This window comes from Serratia sp. CY38905 (assembly GCF_052168875.1).
Taxonomy (GTDB): Bacteria; Pseudomonadota; Gammaproteobacteria; order Enterobacterales; family Enterobacteriaceae; genus Serratia; species Serratia sarumanii.
Genome location: NZ_JBJNLV010000004.1, coordinates 62392 through 81137 on the forward strand (window position 1 = coordinate 62392; position 18746 = coordinate 81137).

14 protein-coding genes are annotated in these 18746 nt (G+C 59.4%); 5 read left to right on the plus strand and 9 right to left on the minus strand.

Annotation, left to right across the window (positions count from 1 at the left end):
- The first annotated feature begins 298 nt into the window (after positions 1–298).
- Positions 299–658, plus strand: coding sequence for a 6-carboxytetrahydropterin synthase QueD (queD, locus tag ACJ8MK_RS11655; protein WP_004932638.1), 360 nt, complete (start codon positions 299–301; stop codon positions 656–658).
- Between the two features lie 29 nt (positions 659–687).
- Here the strand turns inward: queD and queE are convergent, their stop codons facing one another.
- Entirely contained in the window at positions 688–1359 is a 672-nt protein-coding gene (gene queE, locus ACJ8MK_RS11660) for a 7-carboxy-7-deazaguanine synthase QueE (RefSeq protein WP_164039461.1), read from the minus strand.
- A 326-nt stretch (positions 1360–1685) separates the two neighbouring features.
- Here queE and ACJ8MK_RS11665 point away from each other — a divergent pair, with 326 nt between their 5' ends.
- The 4 genes from ACJ8MK_RS11665 to ACJ8MK_RS11680 all read left to right on the plus strand — a co-directional run bounded on the left by ACJ8MK_RS11665 (position 1686) and on the right by ACJ8MK_RS11680 (position 8126).
- Positions 1686–3026, plus strand: a complete 1341-nt coding sequence (locus ACJ8MK_RS11665) for an MFS transporter (protein WP_033637149.1) — start codon at positions 1686–1688, stop codon at positions 3024–3026.
- A 379-nt stretch (positions 3027–3405) separates the two neighbouring features.
- Positions 3406–5097, plus strand: a complete 1692-nt coding sequence (gene hutU, locus ACJ8MK_RS11670; RefSeq protein ID WP_025159649.1) for a urocanate hydratase — start codon at positions 3406–3408, stop codon at positions 5095–5097.
- Entirely contained in the window at positions 5094–6629 is a 1536-nt protein-coding gene (gene hutH, locus ACJ8MK_RS11675) for a histidine ammonia-lyase (RefSeq protein WP_033637148.1), read from the plus strand. The genes hutU and hutH overlap by 4 nt, the downstream gene beginning before the upstream one ends.
- 102 nt (positions 6630–6731) lie before the next feature.
- Positions 6732–8126, plus strand: a complete 1395-nt coding sequence (locus ACJ8MK_RS11680; RefSeq protein ID WP_033652933.1) for an amino acid permease — start codon at positions 6732–6734, stop codon at positions 8124–8126.
- Between the two features lie 36 nt (positions 8127–8162).
- Here the strand turns inward: ACJ8MK_RS11680 and ACJ8MK_RS11685 are convergent, their stop codons facing one another.
- From ACJ8MK_RS11685 to relA, 8 genes are all read right to left on the minus strand, one after another.
- Positions 8163–9356, minus strand: a complete 1194-nt coding sequence (locus ACJ8MK_RS11685; protein ID WP_039568871.1) for a methionine gamma-lyase — start codon at positions 9354–9356, stop codon at positions 8163–8165.
- 36 nt (positions 9357–9392) lie between these two features.
- Positions 9393–9788, minus strand: coding sequence for a hypothetical protein (locus ACJ8MK_RS11690; RefSeq protein ID WP_077791442.1), 396 nt, complete (start codon positions 9786–9788; stop codon positions 9393–9395).
- Positions 9785–10975: an NAD(P)/FAD-dependent oxidoreductase gene (locus ACJ8MK_RS11695; RefSeq protein WP_039568868.1), complete on the minus strand. Its 1191-nt coding sequence runs from the start codon at positions 10973–10975 to the stop codon at positions 9785–9787. Before ACJ8MK_RS11695 ends, ACJ8MK_RS11690 begins: the two co-directional genes overlap by 4 nt.
- Before the next feature lie 298 nt (positions 10976–11273).
- The gene (eno, locus tag ACJ8MK_RS11700) at positions 11274–12569 is read right to left on the minus strand and encodes a phosphopyruvate hydratase (RefSeq protein WP_033637140.1); all 1296 of its coding nucleotides are present in this window, start codon (positions 12567–12569) and stop codon (positions 11274–11276) included.
- A gap of 81 nt (positions 12570–12650) precedes the next feature.
- Positions 12651–14288 carry a glutamine hydrolyzing CTP synthase gene (gene pyrG, locus ACJ8MK_RS11705; protein ID WP_033637139.1) on the minus strand — a complete coding sequence of 546 codons (1638 nt, stop codon included), beginning with the start codon at positions 14286–14288 and terminating at the stop codon, positions 12651–12653.
- A gap of 393 nt (positions 14289–14681) precedes the next feature.
- The gene (locus ACJ8MK_RS11710) at positions 14682–15545 is read right to left on the minus strand and encodes a hypothetical protein (RefSeq protein WP_103798964.1); all 864 of its coding nucleotides are present in this window, start codon (positions 15543–15545) and stop codon (positions 14682–14684) included.
- 71 nt (positions 15546–15616) lie between these two features.
- A complete protein-coding gene (gene mazG / locus ACJ8MK_RS11715; RefSeq protein ID WP_015376670.1) occupies positions 15617–16411 on the minus strand; it encodes a nucleoside triphosphate pyrophosphohydrolase in 795 nt (264 codons plus the stop codon).
- Between the two features lie 102 nt (positions 16412–16513).
- Positions 16514–18745, minus strand: a complete 2232-nt coding sequence (relA, locus tag ACJ8MK_RS11720; protein WP_004932686.1) for a GTP diphosphokinase — start codon at positions 18743–18745, stop codon at positions 16514–16516.
- Position 18746 lies beyond the last annotated feature (1 nt).

Genomic DNA, 18746 nt, shown 5'->3' on the forward strand with positions numbered 1-18746 from the left:
ATAAGGGATAGCAATAAATCATAACCAAAATGACTAAGCTGTTTTTCCGGTAAGGGATAACGCTTAAACCGTTAAACAAAGTTTTTTATCCAGATGAAATTAAAGCGCTTTTTTTCATCGTTTTTTCACCGTTCAACATTTCGGCTCATTACCCCAGCCGATAGGTGCCGCAAACACCAAACAAAAAAAGTGTTAACCGGATGCGTTTGCCGTGGCGGTAGACCATAACGGTATAAATGGCAAGCAGACGCGCTTTCCGGTACTATGCGGCGGTTTTTGAGTCAATGAGGCCGTAATAATGGCAACCACGCTGTTTAAAGATTTTCAGTTTGAAGCCGCACACCGTTTGCCCCACGTGCCGGAGGGCCATAAGTGCGGCCGTCTGCATGGGCATTCGTTTATGGTGCGTCTGGAAGTGACCGGTGAAGTGGATCCCCACACCGGTTGGGTGATGGATTTCGCCGAGCTCAAGGCTGTGTTTTCCCCGATCTGGGAGCGGCTGGATCACCATTATCTGAACGATATTCCAGGATTGGAAAATCCCACCAGCGAAGTGCTCGCCGCCTGGATTTGGCAGCAGCTCAAACCCCAGTTGCCGGAACTGACTGCGGTGATGGTGAAAGAGACCTGTACTGCGGGATGCGTATATAAAGGTTAAAAGAAAGGGCGCCCAAGGGCGCCCTGATTTTAGGCGATGTTCAGATACTTGTGGGTCTGCATCGACAGCCGCCAGTTGCGCGCGATGCAGGTTTCGATGCACAGGCGGGTCGCCTCTTCTTTCTGGCTGATCGGCTGCAGCGCGATAATGCGCGCCTTGTCGTCCTGCAGCGTCGCCAGCAGCGCGTCCAGCGCCTCGATGTCGCGCTCGCGCGCCACCGGATGCTTCACCTCGTCGGCGCGCCGCAGCGCCTGATCCAGCACCTTCATGCCGCCGCGCATATTCACCTTCGGCGAAACCGTCACCCAGGTTTTGGCGGAACAGCGCACCTCGTGGGTGCCGCTGGTCTCAATCTGGCAGCCGTAGCCATGCTGTTCGAACAGCTCGGTCAGCGGCGCCAGATCGTAGATGCAGGGTTCGCCGCCGGTGATCACCACATGGCGCGCGGTGTAGCCTTGTTGGCGCATCACCGCCAACAGCTGCTCGGCGCTGGCGTTGCCCCAGGCGTCGCTTTCCTCTGTTTTGACCAGGATCCGTTGCAGGTCGACTTCCCGATTGGCTTCCTTTTCCCAGGTATGTTTGGTGTCGCACCAACTGCACCCTACCGGGCAGCCCTGCAAGCGGATAAAAATGGCCGGCACGCCGGTGAAGAAGCCTTCGCCCTGCAAGGTTTGGAACATCTCATTGATCGGGTACTGCATCGGTTTCTCAATCTGGAAAAGTAAAAAGCGATTATCGCAGATTCCGGCCCGGCGACCAAACGGCCAACATTGTATTAAATTTTATTCTCCGCGCCGCCGCCAGCATATCTCACCACCCACGGCGTTCATTTAATTTGTGAGTCGGGCTTTGGCCTTTCATTCACGGTGTAACCCGCTTCGCAAAAACAACATTTATTTAACGCATAAGATAAATATATTTGACATAAAGCGCCGACGCGCAGATGTATATACAAGCAAACACAAGCCGAGCGTCAGTTTCGGCCACGTTCCATCCATCACGACTACATCTGCGTTTAGAGGGTGCCATGACTCATTCCACCAGCGAGTTGAACATTCAGCAGGCCATCGACGACAGCAAGTTTTCGCTGTTTCACTGGACCCTGATCATTCTCGGATTCCTGATCCTCGCCATCGACGGTTTCGATACCGCCGCCATGGGCTATATCGCCCCCTCGGTCGCTAAAGACTGGGGCATCGTCAAACAGGATCTGGGGCCGGTGCTGAGCGCCGCGCTGCTGGGGCTGTCGCTCGGCGCGCTGATCGCCGGGCCAATCTCCGACCGCATCGGCCGCAAGCGCGTGCTGGTGTTTTCCTGTCTGTTCTTCGGCCTGTCGAGCCTGGCCACCGCCTACGCCGGCTCGCTCAATAGCCTGACGCTGTGGCGTTTCCTCACCGGCCTCGGGCTGGGAGCGGCGATGCCCAACGCCATCACGCTGATCTCCGAATACGCGCCGCAGCGCTGCCGTTCGCTGGCGATCAACACCATGTACTGCGGTTTCCCGCTGGGCGCGGCCGGCGGCGGCGCCATTTCATCGTGGCTGATCCCGAGCTACGGCTGGCACAGCGTGCTGCTGCTCGGCGCCATTGCGCCGCTGGCGTTGACGGTTTTGCTGATCCTGCTGCTGCCGGAATCAGTCAAATACATGGTCAACCGCGGGCAGGATGCAGCGAAGATCAAGCGCATCGCACAGCGCTTCGTCAGCCAGAGCCTGGACGGCGTGACGCGTTTTTACCTGTACGAAGAAAAGCTTACGCACACCAAGACCAGCGTCGGCCTGCTGTTCAGCCGCCCTTACCTGCTCGGCACGCTGATGCTGTGGCTGACCTACTTTATGGGGCTGGTAATTTACTACGTGTTGCTGAGCTGGATGCCGATCCTGATGCAGGGGCTGGGTTACCAGCTGGAGCAATCGGCGATGCTCACCTCGCTGTTCACCTTCGGCGGCACGCTTGGCATCCTGGTGGCCGGCTGGCTGATGGATCGCTGGAACGCGCATAAGGTGGTCTCGAGCGGCTTTGTCGCCACTGCCCTGCTGATCGTGGCGATGGCGACCGAGGACAAACACATCGTGCTGCTGGGCGCCTTCATCTTCCTGATGGGCGTCACCATGAACGGCGCGCAGTCCGGGCTGCAAACGCTGGCGGCCACCTTCTACCCCACCCACAGCCGCGCCACCGGCATCGCCTGGATGCAGGGCATCGGCCGCTTCGGCGGCGTCGCCGGCACCATGATGGGCGCCCAACTGCTGGCGATGCAGTGGGAGGTGCAGAGCATCCTGATGTTCCTGTGCGTGCCGGCGCTGATCGCCGCCATCGCCACGGTATGCAAAATGAGCCGCAAACCGACGCTACAACCGGCGGCCTGACCCTGGCAAGCCCGCCACCGACGGCGGGCTTTTTCCCTGCGGCGATAGGGTTTGTTTATCCCCTGGCCGCAACTGTAATCAGTCTGTAAAAATATTGTGACTAGCCGCCCAAAAATGAGTCATTTTTAATTCATTTTTGCCGAACAGCTCACTTTTCTCCGGCTTTCCATACATGAAGCCGGCGATAAAAAATCGCATATCAAACTGATATAAAAAGAAAATAACTTTTTCTTATGCCACTTTTAAGCGGCAACTGGTCAGTGTTGCATATGCTTGTACATACAAGTATATGTTAATAAACCCTACGCATTGTTATGCCGTGGTACTCATCCCCCACCGCGGCATGGAATCTGCACCGATACTGTTTGAGGAAACTGCTGTGACTACAAATAACAAAGTTCGCAATGTCGATGTACGCGCGCCACGCGGCACACAATTAAACGCAAAAAGCTGGCTGACCGAAGCGCCGTTACGCATGCTGATGAACAACCTCGATCCTGAAGTTGCGGAGAACCCACACGAGCTGGTGGTGTACGGCGGCATCGGCCGCGCCGCGCGCGACTGGGATTGCTACGACAAGATCGTCGAAACGCTGAAAACGCTGGAAGAAGACGAAACCCTGCTGGTGCAGTCCGGCAAGCCGGTCGGCGTCTTCAAAACCCACAGCAACGCGCCGCGCGTGCTGATCGCCAACTCCAACCTGGTGCCGCACTGGGCGACCTGGGAACACTTCAACGAACTGGACGCCAAAGGCCTGGCCATGTACGGCCAGATGACCGCCGGCAGCTGGATCTACATCGGCAGCCAGGGCATCGTTCAGGGCACCTATGAGACCTTCGTCGAAGCGGGCCGCCAGCATTACGACGGCAGCCTGCAGGGCCGCTGGGTGCTGACCGCCGGCCTGGGCGGCATGGGTGGCGCGCAGCCGCTGGCCGCGACGCTGGCGGGCGCCTGCTCGCTGAACATCGAATGTCAGCAGAGCCGCATCGATTTCCGCCTGAAAACCCGCTACGTCGATGAGCAGGCTAAAGATTTGGACGACGCGCTGGCACGCATCAAAAAATACACCTCGGAGGGCAAAGCCATCTCCATCGCCCTGTGCGGCAACGCGGCGGAAATCCTGCCTGAGCTGGTTCGCCGCGGCGTGCGCCCGGACATGGTCACCGATCAGACCAGCGCCCACGATCCGCTGAACGGCTACCTGCCGAAAGGCTGGAGCTGGGAAGAATATCGCCAGCGCGCCCAGACCGAACCGGCCAAAGTGGTCGCCGCCGCCAAGCAGTCGATGGCCGATCACGTCAAAGCCATGCTGGCCTTCCAGCAGATGGGCGTGCCGACCTTCGACTACGGCAACAACATTCGCCAGATGGCGAAAGAAACCGGCGTCGACAACGCCTTCGACTTCCCGGGCTTCGTGCCGGCCTACATCCGTCCGCTGTTCTGCCGCGGCATCGGGCCGTTCCGCTGGGCAGCGCTGTCCGGCGATCCGCAGGACATCTACAAAACCGATGCCATGGTGAAAGAGCTGATCCCGGATGACGAACACCTGCACCGCTGGCTGGACATGGCGCGCGAGCGCATCAGCTTCCAGGGCCTGCCGGCGCGCATCTGCTGGGTTGGCCTCGGCCAGCGCGCCAAGCTGGGCCTGGCGTTCAACGAGATGGTGCGCCGCGGCGAACTGTCCGCCCCGATCGTCATCGGCCGCGACCACCTGGATTCCGGCTCCGTTTCCAGCCCGAACCGTGAAACCGAAGCGATGAAAGACGGCTCCGATGCGGTTTCCGACTGGCCGTTGCTCAACGCCCTGCTGAACACCGCCAGCGGCGCCACCTGGGTTTCCCTGCACCACGGCGGCGGCGTCGGCATGGGCTTCTCCCAACACTCCGGCATGGTGATCGTCTGCGACGGCACCGACGAAGCCGCCGAGCGCATCGCTCGCGTCCTGCACAATGACCCGGCTACCGGGGTCATGCGTCACGCCGACGCCGGTTACGATATCGCTATCGACTGCGCCCGTGAGCAAGGCCTGAACCTGCCGATGGTTGCCGCGACCCAAGGAGAAAAAGCATGAAAGCGCTGACTATTCGCCCGGGCAAACTGACGCTGGCCCAGCTACGCGACGTCTATCAACACCCGGTGACGCTGACGCTGGACGACAACGCCTACGCGCCAATCCAGCAGAGCGTGGCCTGCGTGGAACGCATCGTTGAAGAAAACCGCACCACTTACGGCATCAATACCGGGTTTGGCCTGCTGGCTTCGACGCGCATCGCCCGCGACGATCTGGAAAACCTGCAGCGTTCGATCGTGCTGTCGCACGCCGCCGGCGTGGGCGAGCCGACCGACGACAACCTGGTGCGCCTGATCATGGTGCTGAAGATCAACAGCCTGTCGCGCGGCTTCTCCGGCATTCGTCTGGAAGTCATCCAGGCGCTGATCGCGCTGGTCAACGCCGAAGTTTATCCGCATATTCCGCTGAAGGGCTCGGTCGGCGCCTCCGGCGACCTGGCGCCGCTGGCGCACATGAGCCTGGTGCTGCTGGGCGAAGGCCAGGCGCGCCATCAGGGCCAATGGCTGCCGGCGACCGAAGCGCTGGCTAAGGCCGGCCTGAAACCGCTGACGCTGGCGGCGAAAGAGGGCCTGGCGCTGCTGAACGGCACCCAGGTCTCCGCCGCCTTCGCGCTGCGCGGCCTGTTCGATGCCGAAGACCTGTTCGCCGCCGCGACCGTGGCGGGCAGCCTGACGGTGGAAGCGGCGCTGGGCTCTCGCAGCCCGTTCGATGCGCGCATCCACGAGGTGCGCGGCCAGCGCGGCCAGATCGACGCCGCCCTCGCCTACCGCCACCTGCTCGGCGCGCGCAGCGAAGTCTCCGACTCGCATCGCAACTGCGAAAAAGTGCAGGATCCTTACTCCCTGCGCTGCCAGCCGCAGGTGATGGGCGCCTGCCTGACGCAGATCCGCCAGGCCGCCGAGGTGCTGGAAATTGAAGCCAACGCCGTCTCGGATAACCCGCTGGTGTTCGCCGAACAGGGCGACGTGCTGTCCGGCGGCAACTTCCACGCCGAGCCGGTGGCGATGGCCGCCGATAACCTGGCGCTGGCGTTCGCCGAAATCGGTTCGCTGTCCGAGCGCCGCATCTCGCTGATGATGGACAAACACATGTCGCAACTGCCACCGTTCCTGGTGGAAAACGGCGGCGTGAACTCCGGCTTCATGATCGCCCAGGTGACCGCCGCGGCGCTGGCCAGCGAAAACAAAGCGCTGGCGCACCCGTCGAGCGTCGACAGCATTCCGACCTCCGCCAACCAGGAAGACCACGTTTCCATGGCGCCGGCCGCCGGTCGCCGCCTGTGGATCATGGCGGACAACGTGCGCGGCATTCTGGCGGTCGAATGGCTGGCCGCCTGCCAGGGCCTGGATTTTCGCAACGGCCTGAAGACCTCGGAAGGTCTGGAGCAGGCGCGCCGTCTGCTGCGCGAGCATGTCAGTTTCTACGACAAGGATCGTTTCTTCGCCCCCGACATTGAAGCCGCCAGCCAACTCTTGGCGGCCGGTCACCTGACATCGCTGCTGCCTGCGGCGCTGCTGCCTAGCCAGGCATAATCATCACACACTGAATCACGCAGTTTGTTCTGCCCCGCCGGGTGCGTTCCACCCGGCGCGGGCAGCGCGTGCCTGTTCGGCAAACACTTAACGGGAAGCAACATGCGTAACGAAACAACACAACTCAGACGCGGACTAAACGCGCGGCACATCCGTTTCATGGCTCTCGGCTCGGCGATCGGTACCGGCCTGTTCTACGGCTCCGCCGGCGCCATCCAGCTGGCCGGCCCGGCCGTGCTGCTGGCCTACCTGGTGGGGGGCGCAGCGGTGTTCATGGTGATGCGCGCGCTGGGTGAAATGGCGGTGCACCAGCCGGTTTCCGGCTCGTTCGGCCACTACGCCAGCCACTATCTCGGCCCGCTGGCCGGGTTCCTCACCGGTTGGACCTACACCTTCGAAATGGTGATCGTCGCCCTGGCGGACGTCACCGCCTTCGGCATTTATATGGGGCTGTGGTTCCCGGACGTCGCCCAGTGGGTCTGGGTGCTCAGCATCATTCTGTTTATCGGCGCGCTCAATTTGTGCAGCGTCAAGGTGTTCGGCGAGCTGGAATTCTGGCTGTCGCTGGTCAAGGTCGCCGCCATCGTGGCGATGATCGTCGGCGGCGCGGCGGTGATGCTGTTCGGCTTCGGCCAAGCCCAGCACGCTACCGGTATCAGTAACCTGTGGCAGCACGGCGGCTTTATGCCCAACGGCATCGGCGGCGTGGTCGCGTCATTGGCGGTGGTGATGTTCGCCTTCGGCGGCATCGAGATCATCGGCATTACCGCCAGCGAGGCGAAAGACCCCGCCAAAGTGCTGCCGAAAGCGATCAACGCCGTGCCGGTGCGCATCCTGCTGTTTTACGTGCTGACGCTGACGGTGCTGATGGCGATCTACCCGTGGAACAGCATCGGCCAGAACGGCAGCCCGTTCGTTGAGATCTTCAGCAACCTCGGCATCAGCTCCGCCGCCAACGTGCTGAACGTGGTGGTGATCACCGCCGCCATCTCGGCCATCAACAGCGACATCTTCGGCGCCGGCCGCATGATGTACGGCATGGCGCAGGACGGCCAGGCGCCGCGCAGCTTCACCAAACTGACCGCCAGCGGCGTGCCGTGGATGACGGTGCTGGTGATGTCGGTCGCCCTGCTGCTGGCGGTGGTGCTCAACTACCTGATCCCGGAGAAGGTCTTCATGATCATCGCCTCGATCGCCACCTTCGCCACCGTCTGGGTGTGGCTGATGATCCTGCTGTCGCAGATCGTCATGCGCCGCACGCTGTCGCCGGAAGAAACTCGTCAGTTGAGCTTCCCGGTGCCGTGGTGGCCGGTGGCGCCGGCATTGGCGACCGCCTTTATGGCATTCGTCATCGGCCTGCTCGGCTACTTCGAAGAGAGCCGCATCGCGCTGTACGTCGGGCTGGTGTGGATCGCTTTACTCACCGTGGCTTACTGGCTGTGGGTGCGCAAGAAAGGCGGGGGTTCGCCGGTGACCGCGGCAACGCAGCAGATGTAACGCTCGCTTCTGATAAAACCCGCTGCGGCGGGTTTTTTAATGCGCCTGCGCCAATGCTTGCAGGACATCCGCCTGCAAGTCGTCAAACGCCTCCAGCCCGGCGGACAACCGCACCAATCCCTCGCTGATATGATGGCGCCGCCGCTCTTCGGGGCTGTAGGCCGAGTGCGTCATGCTGGCCGGGTGTTGCGCCAGGCTTTCGCAATCGCCCAGACTGACCGCGCGCAAGATGAGCTGCAGCGCATTGAGGAAGCGAATGCCTGCACTCATGCCGCCCCGCAGTTCAAACGCCAGCATGCCGCCGGGGCGCGCCATTTGCCGCTGCGCCAACGCATGCTGCGGGAAGTTCGCCAGGCCGGGATAATACACCCGCTCGACCGCAGGATGCTCCGCCAACATCTCCGCCAGACGCTGCGCGTTATCGCAATGACGATCCATGCGCAGCGGCAAGGTTTTCAAACCGCGCAGTACCAGCGCAGCATCCTGCGCCGACAGCACTGCCCCGTTCATGTCCTTCAGCCCCTCAAGCCGGATCGTCTGCGCCAGCGCCTCGCTCGTCACCGCCAGCCCGGCCAGCAGATCGCCGTGGCCGCCGAGGTACTTGGTGGCCGAGTGCACCACGATGTCGGCGCCCAGCGTCAGCGGCCGCTGCAGGTACGGCGTACAGTAGGTGTTGTCCACCAGCAGCAACGCCTGATGCCGGTGTGCAATCTCCGCCACTGCGGCGATATCGATCAGTCGCATGTTGGGGTTGGCCGGGGTTTCGCAATACACCAGCCGGGTGCGCCTACCGATCGCGGCGGCCAGCCGCTCCGGCCGGGTCAGATCAACATGGGTTATCTTGACGCCAAAGCGCGCCAGACCGTGATGAAAATAGCTGAAGGTGCACCCATACACCGTTTCATCGACGATCAGCTCATCGCCCGGGCTGAGCAACGTCCAGCAACAGGCGGTGATCGCCCCCATGCCGGAAGAGAACGCCACCGCCGCTTCCCCCTCTTCGAGGTTGGCGATGCGCTGCTCCAGCAGATTCAGCGTCGGGTTGGCGATACGTGAATAGAAATACCCCGGTTCGGTGCCGGCAAAGCAAGCGCCGCCATATTCCGCCGTGGGAAAGGTAAAAGTGGAGCTCATAAACACCGGCGGGCACAGCGCCCCCTGATGCTGCTGAGGATCGTAGCCATAATGAATAGCGCGGGTAGCGAAGGCATGGTCAAGTTTGCCGGACATAACGACTCCTTATCTGAGTGAACGAAGCCGATTCAATTATTCATCGGAAGCATCCGGCGGCAACGCGCCATCCCGTGTACGCCGCCCGATAATTTGCAGAGTGCGCAGCAGCAGCATGACGCCCAGCAGGGTGTCCGGCTGCTTCAGCAAGGCGTAAGCCGCACGAAAATTGGCGGGCGGCGGGTTCAATTGCAGCTCGCTGTGCGCCATCTTCAACGCAGTCCCTCCCTCCCAACCGACCGTAACCAGCCCTTCGAATACGCCGGCCAGTTTTTCCACCAGCGCGTTGTCGGCGATATCCACTACGTCCGACAGCAACGATAGCAGATCGACCACGTTGTCCAGCCGCCCGCCGGCCAGCAGCGGCCGCAGTTTTTCCAGCAAGCCCGCCAGCGATTGGAGTTCATCACCATGCACCGTGCTTTCCGTCATATCAGCCCCCTTACCGTGGCCCAATACAGACCGCGGTTAAAACCGTTGCGCAGCATGCCGCCCACCTTGGTGGCCGGGGTCGGCAGCACGTCGTGACGGTAGTCGTACACCAGCGGCATGCCGGCATTCAGCCCCATTTGCGCGACCGCCTGCACCTTGCCGTCGTAATGGCTGACCGTTTGCCCCAGCCGTATTTCCGCCACGATGTTGTCGGCGATCACCGGCGCCTGATTGTGGCAAGAACCGCCCGCCTTGCTGACCGGCAGATCCACGGTGTCGCCTATCACGTATACGCCCTGCTGGCCGTACACCTGCAGCGTTTGGTGATCGGTCGGCAACCACCCCTCGCCGTTTTGAATATCGCTCAGGCCGGTGTTGCGCACCGCTTCCACCGCCCGGATCGGCGGCGTGGCCATCAGGATGTCAAACGGCTGTTCCTCCCCCTCGGCGGAATAGGCGATGTTGCGCTGTGCGTCCACCCGGCTGAGGGTAAAACCGCGCTGGTGACGGATATCGCGCGCGGCAAAAATGGCGGGCAGCGCTTCGCCGGTCGGGCGCTGCAAAAACAGGCAGTTGCGCAGCAATTGGGAAATGGTCGGATAGGTATAAACGATCTCCACCGCCTTACGCACGCCGCGCCGCCGCAGGTAGTCATCCAGCATCAGCGTGGTTTCGATCGGCGCGATGCCGCACTGGTGGGGCACGTTGGGGGTTTCAGGGAAGGAAACGGTGATGAAGATACGCCCTTTCTCGATAGTCGCCAGTTTTTGCGCCAACCGCCTGGCGGCCTGATACTGGTAAAAATGATCGCCCGCCTGCGCCAGCCCTTCGATACGCTCCGGCCAGGGGACGCAGCCGGTAGCAAAGACCAGAAAGTCATAGGAATAAATTTTACCGCTTTGCGTGGCTATATTTCGCTGTGTTAAATCGAAAGATTCCGCTTTATCAACAATGAATTGTATTTCAGGGCGCAATAAACTCCGCTGTGAGCGCGTGAGTTCCTGCTTGAAAAAAGTATTGAACGCCACATACATAAACGCCGGTTTGTAATAATGCAGCGGTGAATCCGATATCATTAATAACTCGACTTTATTATTAATAATTTCTCGGTGCAATTTTTCGGCCAATACATTGGCCAGGATGGTGCCGCCGGTTCCGCCGCCGACAATGACGATTCGCTGTCGCATCAAGCCCTCTCTCAACCGGCCAGCAAGCCGGCAGTATTAAGGCATAGTGAGGATGAAGATCTACGGCAGAACGGCGAGAAATAAACTGCCTCATTGGCAGTCTAGTAACGAATAATTATAAAGCAAATAAAAATGGAATATAAAATAAACACAGTTACTATCTTTAATAAAATTATCGGGTTAAATAGGACCACGTTTTCAATAAAAAAATTATTATTAGACTGACATTCATCACGAATTTAAAACATAAAAAAACCCGCCGCAGCGGGTTTTTATTTAGCAACCGAATCGGTCGAACTTACTGGCCTTTAACTTCTTTCAGGCCGTTGAACGGCGCACGGTCACCCAGCGCTTCTTCGATACGGATCAGTTGGTTGTACTTGGCAACGCGGTCAGAACGGCTCATGGAACCGGTTTTGATCTGGCCAGCCGCAGTCCCTACCGCCAGGTCGGCGATGGTCGCGTCTTCGGTTTCACCGGAACGGTGAGAGATCACCGCGGTGTAGCCGGCGTCTTTCGCCATCTTGATAGCCGCCAGAGTTTCGGTCAGAGAACCGATCTGGTTGAATTTGATCAGGATGGAGTTAGCGATGCCTTTCTCGATGCCTTCTTTCAGGATCTTGGTGTTGGTCACGAACAGATCGTCGCCCACCAGCTGGATTTTGTCGCCCAGAACTTTGGTCTGGTAAGCGAAGCCCGCCCAGTCGGATTCATCCAGACCATCTTCGATAGACACGATTGGGTACTGTTTGGTCAGATCTTCCAGGAAGTGAGTGAACTCTTCGGAAGTGAAGGCTTTGTTGCCTTCGCCGGCCAGCACGTATTTACCGTCTTTGTAGAATTCGGAAGCCGCGCAGTCCATCGCCAGAGTGACGTCTTTGCCCAGCTCGTAGCCCGCCGCTTTTACCGCTTCAGCGATAACCGCCAGCGCTTCGGCGTTGGAACCCAGGTTTGGCGCGTAGCCGCCTTCGTCGCCCACGGCGGTGTTCATGCCTTTGGCTTTCAGAACTTTCGCCAGGTGGTGGAACACTTCAGAACCGATGCGCACCGCTTCTTTCAGGGTTTTCGCGCCAACCGGCTGAATCATGAATTCCTGAATGTCGACGTTGTTGTCAGCGTGCTCGCCGCCGTTGATGATGTTCATCATCGGCAGTGGCATGGAGAATTTGCCTGGGGTGCCGTTCAGTTCAGCGATGTGCTCGTACAGCGGCATGCCTTTAGAAGCTGCGGCCGCTTTCGCTGCTGCCAGGGAAACCGCCAGAATGGCGTTGGCGCCGAAGTTGGATTTGTTTTCGGTGCCGTCCAGCTCGATCATGATCTTGTCGATGTTCGCCTGGTCTTTGGCATCTTTACCCAGTACTGCCTGAGCAATCGGACCGTTTACTGCAGCAACGGCTTTCAGTACGCCTTTACCCAGGAAACGAGACTTGTCACCGTCACGCAGTTCCAGCGCTTCGCGGGAACCGGTAGAAGCACCTGACGGCGCAGCAGCCAGGCCGACGAAACCGCCTTCCAGATGAACTTCGGCTTCAACAGTCGGGTTACCGCGGGAGTCGATGATTTCACGACCGATGACTTTAACGATTTTGGACATTAGGTTTTCCTCAGTACAAGTTAAACTAAAACTCCAGACAAACAGCGCGCGGTTCTCACCGCGCGCCGCCTACCAAATATTTTATTTCACCTGGCGCTTCTGATGCTCGCCTGCGGCTTTCACGAAGCCGGCGAACAGCGGATGCCCATCACGCGGCGTAGACGTAAATTCCGGGTGGAACTGACAGGCTACAAACCACGGGTGATTCGGCAGTTCAATGATCTCGACCAGCTTGTTGTCGGCGGAACGACCGGCGACACGCAGCCCTGCGGCTTCGATCTGCTTCAACAGCATGTTGTTAACTTCGTAACGGTGACGGTGACGCTCGACAATGGTCGGTTCGCCATACAGCTGACGCACCAGGCTGTTGTCGATCAGGTTGCACTGTTGGCCACCTACGCGCATCGTGCCGCCCAAATCGCTTTCTTCGCTGCGCACTTCGACGTTGCCGTCTTCGTCGCGCCATTCGGTGATCAACGCCACCACCGGGTACTTACAGTCTGGCATAAACTCGGTGGAGTTGGCGTTTTCCATGCCCGCCACGTTGCGAGCGAACTCCATCAACGCCACCTGCATGCCCAGGCAAATGCCCAGGTAAGGAATGTTGTTCTCGCGCGCATAGCGTGCGGTCATCACTTTGCCTTCCACGCCGCGGTAACCGAAGCCGCCCGGGATCAGGATCGCGTCCAGCCCTTTCAGCACTTCCACGCCGCGGGTTTCCACGTCCTGCGAGTCGATCAGCTTGATGTTCACGGTCAGACGGTTTTTCAGCCCGCCGTGCTTCAGCGCTTCGATCACCGACTTGTAGGCGTCCGGCAGCTCAACGTATTTGCCGACCATGCCGATGGTCACTTCGCCGCCCGGATTGGCTTCTTCGTAGATCACCTGTTCCCATTCGGCCAGGTTGGCTTCCGGTGCGTTCAAGCTGAATCGTTTACAAATATAATCGTCCAGCCCCTGAGATTTCAATAGGCCTGGGATTTTATAAATAGAATCAACGTCTTTCAGAGAGATAACCGCTTTTTCCGGCACGTTGCAGAAAAGCGCGATTTTAGCGCGTTCGTTAGCAGGAACTGCGCGATCGGAACGGCAAATCAGCACATCAGGCTGAATACCGATGGAAAGCAGCTCTTTTACGGAATGCTGGGTCGGCTTGGTTTTCACTTCGCCGGCCGCCGCCATGTACGGCACCAGCGTCAGGTGCATATACAGAGTGTGCTCGCGGCCCACTTCCACCGCCATCTGACGGATAGCTTCGAGGAACGGCAGCGATTCGATATCGCCGACGGTGCCGCCGATTTCCACCAGCACCACATCGTGGCCTTCGCCACCTTCGATGATGCGCTCTTTGATCGCGTTGGTGATGTGCGGAATGACCTGCACGGTCGCACCCAGATAGTCGCCGCGGCGTTCTTTACGCAGCACGTCGGAGTAGATGCGGCCGGTGGTGAAGTTGTTGCGACGCGACATTTTGGTGCGGATGAAGCGCTCGTAGTGACCCAAATCCAGATCGGTTTCTGCGCCGTCTTCGGTGACGAAAACTTCCCCATGCTGAATCGGGCTCATGGTGCCCGGATCCACGTTGATGTACGGGTCCAGTTTCATGATGGTAACGTTGAGGCCACGGGCTTCAAGAATAGCCGCCAGAGAGGCTGCGGCAATGCCTTTACCCAGAGAGGATACGACCCCGCCGGTCACAAAAATATAATTAGTTGTCATGCTGAACCTGAGAGTTTAGGTTTAAAGACGATGGAAGAACCAGGACGGGAAAGTAGTATACCCGAACCTCTCCTGACCTACAAACGATCGTTTTGCTGTCCATCATCTCGGCCGCCCTCCCGTGTTCATCAGGGTTTACTCCGCCGGCGCCGCATAAACCCTCCAGATAAAACAAAGAGTTAGCAGAGAAAATTTCTTTTTACCGCCCCTCAGGAGCGATAAAACGCCTTAGATTTCAGTTTGTTGCCCTTTTGCTGCCGCCGGCAGCCATGCGCCTTTGACCTGACCGAAAGCTTAACCGTTTCAGCTAGAGCGAACCTTGTCGGCGATCAACATTGTCGCGGCGATTCAGCTTTCCTAAACCCGATTAGCCTGGGATCGAGGCTCATCGCGTTAACGACTGATGTAGAGCATGCGTTCAGGCATATCAACAATCACACGATGACCCCGCATAAAGCCCATCCCCAACAGACCATCAAAGCCCAGCACCTCAGACGTTGGGCCTTCGGTAACGATAGCCAAATCGTTGTGATGCCGGCCCCGGCGATCGGTCAAGGTGAATCTGGTCACTCGGCAATCCAGGTTCGTGGCCTCAGGCTCAATGGAACGACAGCCGGAAAACAAGAGGCCAGCCGGCAAGCCAGCGGCAAACAAAAGAGAATGGCTGGCGCCGGTATCAACAATCAGGCGCAACGGTTTATTGCCAACGAAGGCCGTCACGCTCAGCCCCTCATCGGTCTGTTCGAACGGATAAGAAGCCCATTTTGCAATGTCTGAAGGCAGATGAGCCAACATTTGCAAACGATCGTTTTCGAAGTCCATCAGCACTTTTCGATCGCGGAACAACCCGAGCCCCATCACTTCACTTACCGGCACCTCGTTTCCCAGGCTGAGTCCCCAGGGCTTAAAACTCACCGCTTCGACGTCGTTAAAAGGGATATTGCCAATAAACAGCCGACTAATCCGCCAGGCAGACACCTGATTTTCACCGCCAGAGAGATCTCTGAGCTGCCGAGGTGCCAGCCGCACCACCTTCAGGCTCGGTTGCGCGACCAGACGCTCCAGATCGTGTTGATAAAGGTGTATCCCTTCTGCGCTGCCGGTATCCAGCATGAGCGTGTGTAACCGGTTATCGATCTGCACATCGACTAATGGCAGCCTGCGTTCATCATACCGCAGCCGCCCAACATCAGCAGGAGGCGACGCCGTGCTGAAACCGGGAAAAAAACATGCTAAAAGCACCAGCCTCTTGATCATGACGCCACCTTCCTTTGCCTGCGTGGAACTTCCTTAATGTTCGATCCAGTGCCATTAACGTCGGCAGTACATCAGATTTCAGATTTCTTCACCTGCTGCCAGGCGTCTTCCATCTGCTCCAGCGTGGCGTCTTCAAGCCGCAGCCCGCGTTGCTGGACGATCGCTTCCACCTGGCGGAAGCGGCGCTCGAACTTGCGGTTCGCCGCCTGCAGCGCGTTCTCCGCCTTGTGCCCCAGATGGCGCGACAGGTTCACCGTGGCGAACAGCAGATCGCCGATCTCCTCTTCCAGCTTGCTCTCATCGACCACCGCCTGGCGGGCTTCGTGCATCACTTCATCGATCTCTTCGTACACTTTGTCCAGCACCGGCCCCAGGGTGTTCCAGTCGAAGCCGACCGAGGCGCAGCGTTTTTGAATTTTGTGCGCCTTCATCAGCGCCGGCAACGCCTGCGGAATGTCGTCCAGCACCGAGTGCAGCGCTTTTTCGGCGCGCTCGCCGGCCTTGAGCTGCTCCCAGCGCGCGGCCACGGCTTCGCTGTCCCCCCCCTCGGCGTCACCGAAAATGTGCGGGTGACGGCGCTCCAGCTTATCGCTGATGGCGGTGCACACCTCATCGAAATCGAACAGCCCCTGCTCCTGCCCCATCTGGGCGTAGAACACCACCTGGAACAGCAAATCGCCCAGTTCGTCGCGCAGATCGGCGTAGTCCTGCCGCTCGATGGCGTCCAGCACTTCGTAAGTCTCTTCCAGCGTGTAGGGCGCGATGGTGGCGAAAGTTTGCTTGCGGTCCCACGAGCAACCGACCTGCGGGTCGCGCAGCGTTTTCATGATGTTCAGCAGGCGCTGCAGCGGAGTGGATTGGGTCATAAAAAATCTCTGAGAAAGAATGAGGGCGCATGGGAGCGCCCGCCGAATGCATGGACCTCGGGCCGTATCGATGGCGCATACGGCCCGAAAGGCGATATGGGCTTAGTTGCCGTGCAGACGCTTGGCGTCTATCACGTCCGGCAGCTGGTTCAGCTTCGCCAGCACTCGGCTCAGCACCTGCTGGTTGTAGATTTCTATATCCATGTCGATGGTGGCCAACTGTTTCTTGGTGTCGCTGCGGCTGGCAACCCCCAGCACGTTGACCTTTTCGTTGGCCAAAATGGTGGTAATGTCGCGCAGCAACCCGCTGCGATCGTTGGCCATCACGCGCACCACCAGCGAATAACCGCTGGAGTAGCTTTCACCCCATACCGCATCGACGATGCGCTCCGGCGCGTGCGATTGCAAATCGACCAGCTGATCGCAGTCCGCACGGTGGATCGAGATGCCGCGCCCCTGGGTGATAAAACCGACGATGTCGTCGCCCGGGATCGGCTGGCAGCAGCGGGCAATGTGGTGCATCAGGTTGCCCACGCCCTCCACCACCACTCGGCCGTTGTCCTTGTTGCGGGCCGGCGGCGGCGCTTTCTGCTGCACCAGCTGGCGCAGCGCCTCGCGATCCTGTTCTTCGGCGCTCGGCTTGTTGAACTTGCCCTGCAGGTAATTCACCATCTGGTTCAGGCGAATGTCCCCGCCGCCGATCGCCGCCAATACCTCGTCCAGCGAGTTCATGTTGTAGCGCGGGATCAGCAGCTTTTCGGCCTCTTTCAGGCTGATGCCGAGGTGTTCCAGTTCGTTGTCCAGCATCTGGCGGCCGGCGAGAATGTTCTTGTCGCGATCCTGCTTGCGGAACCAGTTGTGGATCTTCGAGCGCCCGCGGCTGGTGGTGACATACCCCAGGTTTGGGTTCAGCCAGTCGCGGCTCGGGTTCGGCTGTTTCTGGGTGATGATCTCAATCTGATCGCCCATCTTCAGCTGATAGGTAAACGGCACGATGCGGCCGCCGATCTTGGCGCCGATACAGCGGTGACCGACGTCGCTGTGAATGTGGTAGGCGAAATCGAGCGGCGTGGAGCCGGCCGGCAAATCCACCACGTCGCCTTTCGGGGTAAATACATAGACCCGATCGTCGAACACCTGGCTGCGCACTTCGTCGAGCATCTCGCCGGAGTCCGCCATTTCTTCCTGCCAGGCGATCAGCTTGCGCAGCCAGGCAATGCGTTCTTCGTAGCCGGAGCGCACGGTCACGCCTGCGCCCTCTTTGTACTTCCAGTGCGCGGCCACGCCCAGTTCGGCATCTTCGTGCATTTGGCGCGTGCGGATCTGAATCTCTACGGTTTTGCCGCGCGGCCCCAGCACCACGGTGTGGATCGACTGGTAGCCGTTCGGCTTCGGGTTAGCGACGTAGTCGTCGAACTCATCCGGCAAATGGCGGAAGTGGGTATGCACGATGCCCAACGCCGCGTAGCAATCCTGCAGGCGCTCCGCCACGATGCGCACCGCACGCACGTCGAACAGTTCGTCGAACGCCAGGTGTTTTTTCTGCATCTTGCGCCAGATGCTGTAGATGTGTTTCGGCCGGCCGTAGATCTCCACCCGAATGCCTTCGTTGGCCATCTCGGCGCGCAGCCCGGCGACGAAATCGTCGATGAACTGTTCGCGATCGATGCGGCGCTCATGCAACAGCTTGGCGATGCGCTTATATTCTTCCGGATGCAGGTAGCGGAAGCAGAAATCCTCCAGCTCCCACTTCAGCTGGCCGATGCCGAGCCGGTTGGCCAGCGGGGCGTAGATGTTGGAACACTCTTTCGCCGCCAGCACGCGTTCGTCTTCCGGCGCGTCTTTCACCTCACGCAGGTGGGCGATGCGCTCCGCCAGCTTGATGACCACGCAGCGGAAATCCTCCACCATCGCCAACAGCATGCGGCGCACGTTGTCGACCTGTTCGGAGGCCATCGAGTCGTTTTGGGTGGCTTTCAGTTGGCGAATGGCGTCCATATCGCGCACGCCGTGCACCAGCGCGACGATGCCCTTGCCGAACGCTTCGGTCAGGGTCTCTTCCTGCACGATGCCGGCGTCCACCAGCGGGAACAGCAGCGCGGCGCGCATGCTGTCGTTGTCCATGCTCAGCGTCGAGAGAATTTCCACCATCTCCAGGCCGCGCCACAGCAGCAGCGAGGCGTCAGGATGGTTTTGGGTCTGCTGCTCACAATAACGCCAGGTTGCGGCCAATCGCTCACATGACTGCGGGTTAGGTAGCCCCAAGCCGGCGATCCACTCATCAAGAGCGAACTCACCCGCCGTATTCAGATGTGCACTTCTTACCGCAACCATA

What these genes read in the sequence shown, in the direction of transcription:
- queD (WP_004932638.1), top strand. Translation starts at nt 299, where the DNA reads ATGGCAACCACGCTGTTTAAAGATTTTCAGTTTGAAGCCGCACACCGT.
- queE (WP_164039461.1), bottom strand. Translation starts at nt 1,359, where the DNA reads ATGCAGTACCCGATCAATGAGATGTTCCAAACCTTGCAGGGCGAAGGC.
- ACJ8MK_RS11665 (WP_033637149.1), top strand. Translation starts at nt 1,686, where the DNA reads ATGACTCATTCCACCAGCGAGTTGAACATTCAGCAGGCCATCGACGAC.
- hutH (WP_033637148.1), top strand. Translation starts at nt 5,094, where the DNA reads ATGAAAGCGCTGACTATTCGCCCGGGCAAACTGACGCTGGCCCAGCTA.
- ACJ8MK_RS11680 (WP_033652933.1), top strand. Translation starts at nt 6,732, where the DNA reads ATGCGTAACGAAACAACACAACTCAGACGCGGACTAAACGCGCGGCAC.
- ACJ8MK_RS11685 (WP_039568871.1), bottom strand. Translation starts at nt 9,356, where the DNA reads ATGTCCGGCAAACTTGACCATGCCTTCGCTACCCGCGCTATTCATTAT.
- ACJ8MK_RS11690 (WP_077791442.1), bottom strand. Translation starts at nt 9,788, where the DNA reads ATGACGGAAAGCACGGTGCATGGTGATGAACTCCAATCGCTGGCGGGC.
- ACJ8MK_RS11695 (WP_039568868.1), bottom strand. Translation starts at nt 10,975, where the DNA reads ATGCGACAGCGAATCGTCATTGTCGGCGGCGGAACCGGCGGCACCATC.
- eno (WP_033637140.1), bottom strand. Translation starts at nt 12,569, where the DNA reads ATGTCCAAAATCGTTAAAGTCATCGGTCGTGAAATCATCGACTCCCGC.
- pyrG (WP_033637139.1), bottom strand. Translation starts at nt 14,288, where the DNA reads ATGACAACTAATTATATTTTTGTGACCGGCGGGGTCGTATCCTCTCTG.
- ACJ8MK_RS11710 (WP_103798964.1), bottom strand. Translation starts at nt 15,545, where the DNA reads ATGATCAAGAGGCTGGTGCTTTTAGCATGTTTTTTTCCCGGTTTCAGC.
- mazG (WP_015376670.1), bottom strand. Translation starts at nt 16,411, where the DNA reads ATGACCCAATCCACTCCGCTGCAGCGCCTGCTGAACATCATGAAAACG.
- relA (WP_004932686.1), bottom strand. Translation starts at nt 18,745, where the DNA reads ATGGTTGCGGTAAGAAGTGCACATCTGAATACGGCGGGTGAGTTCGCT.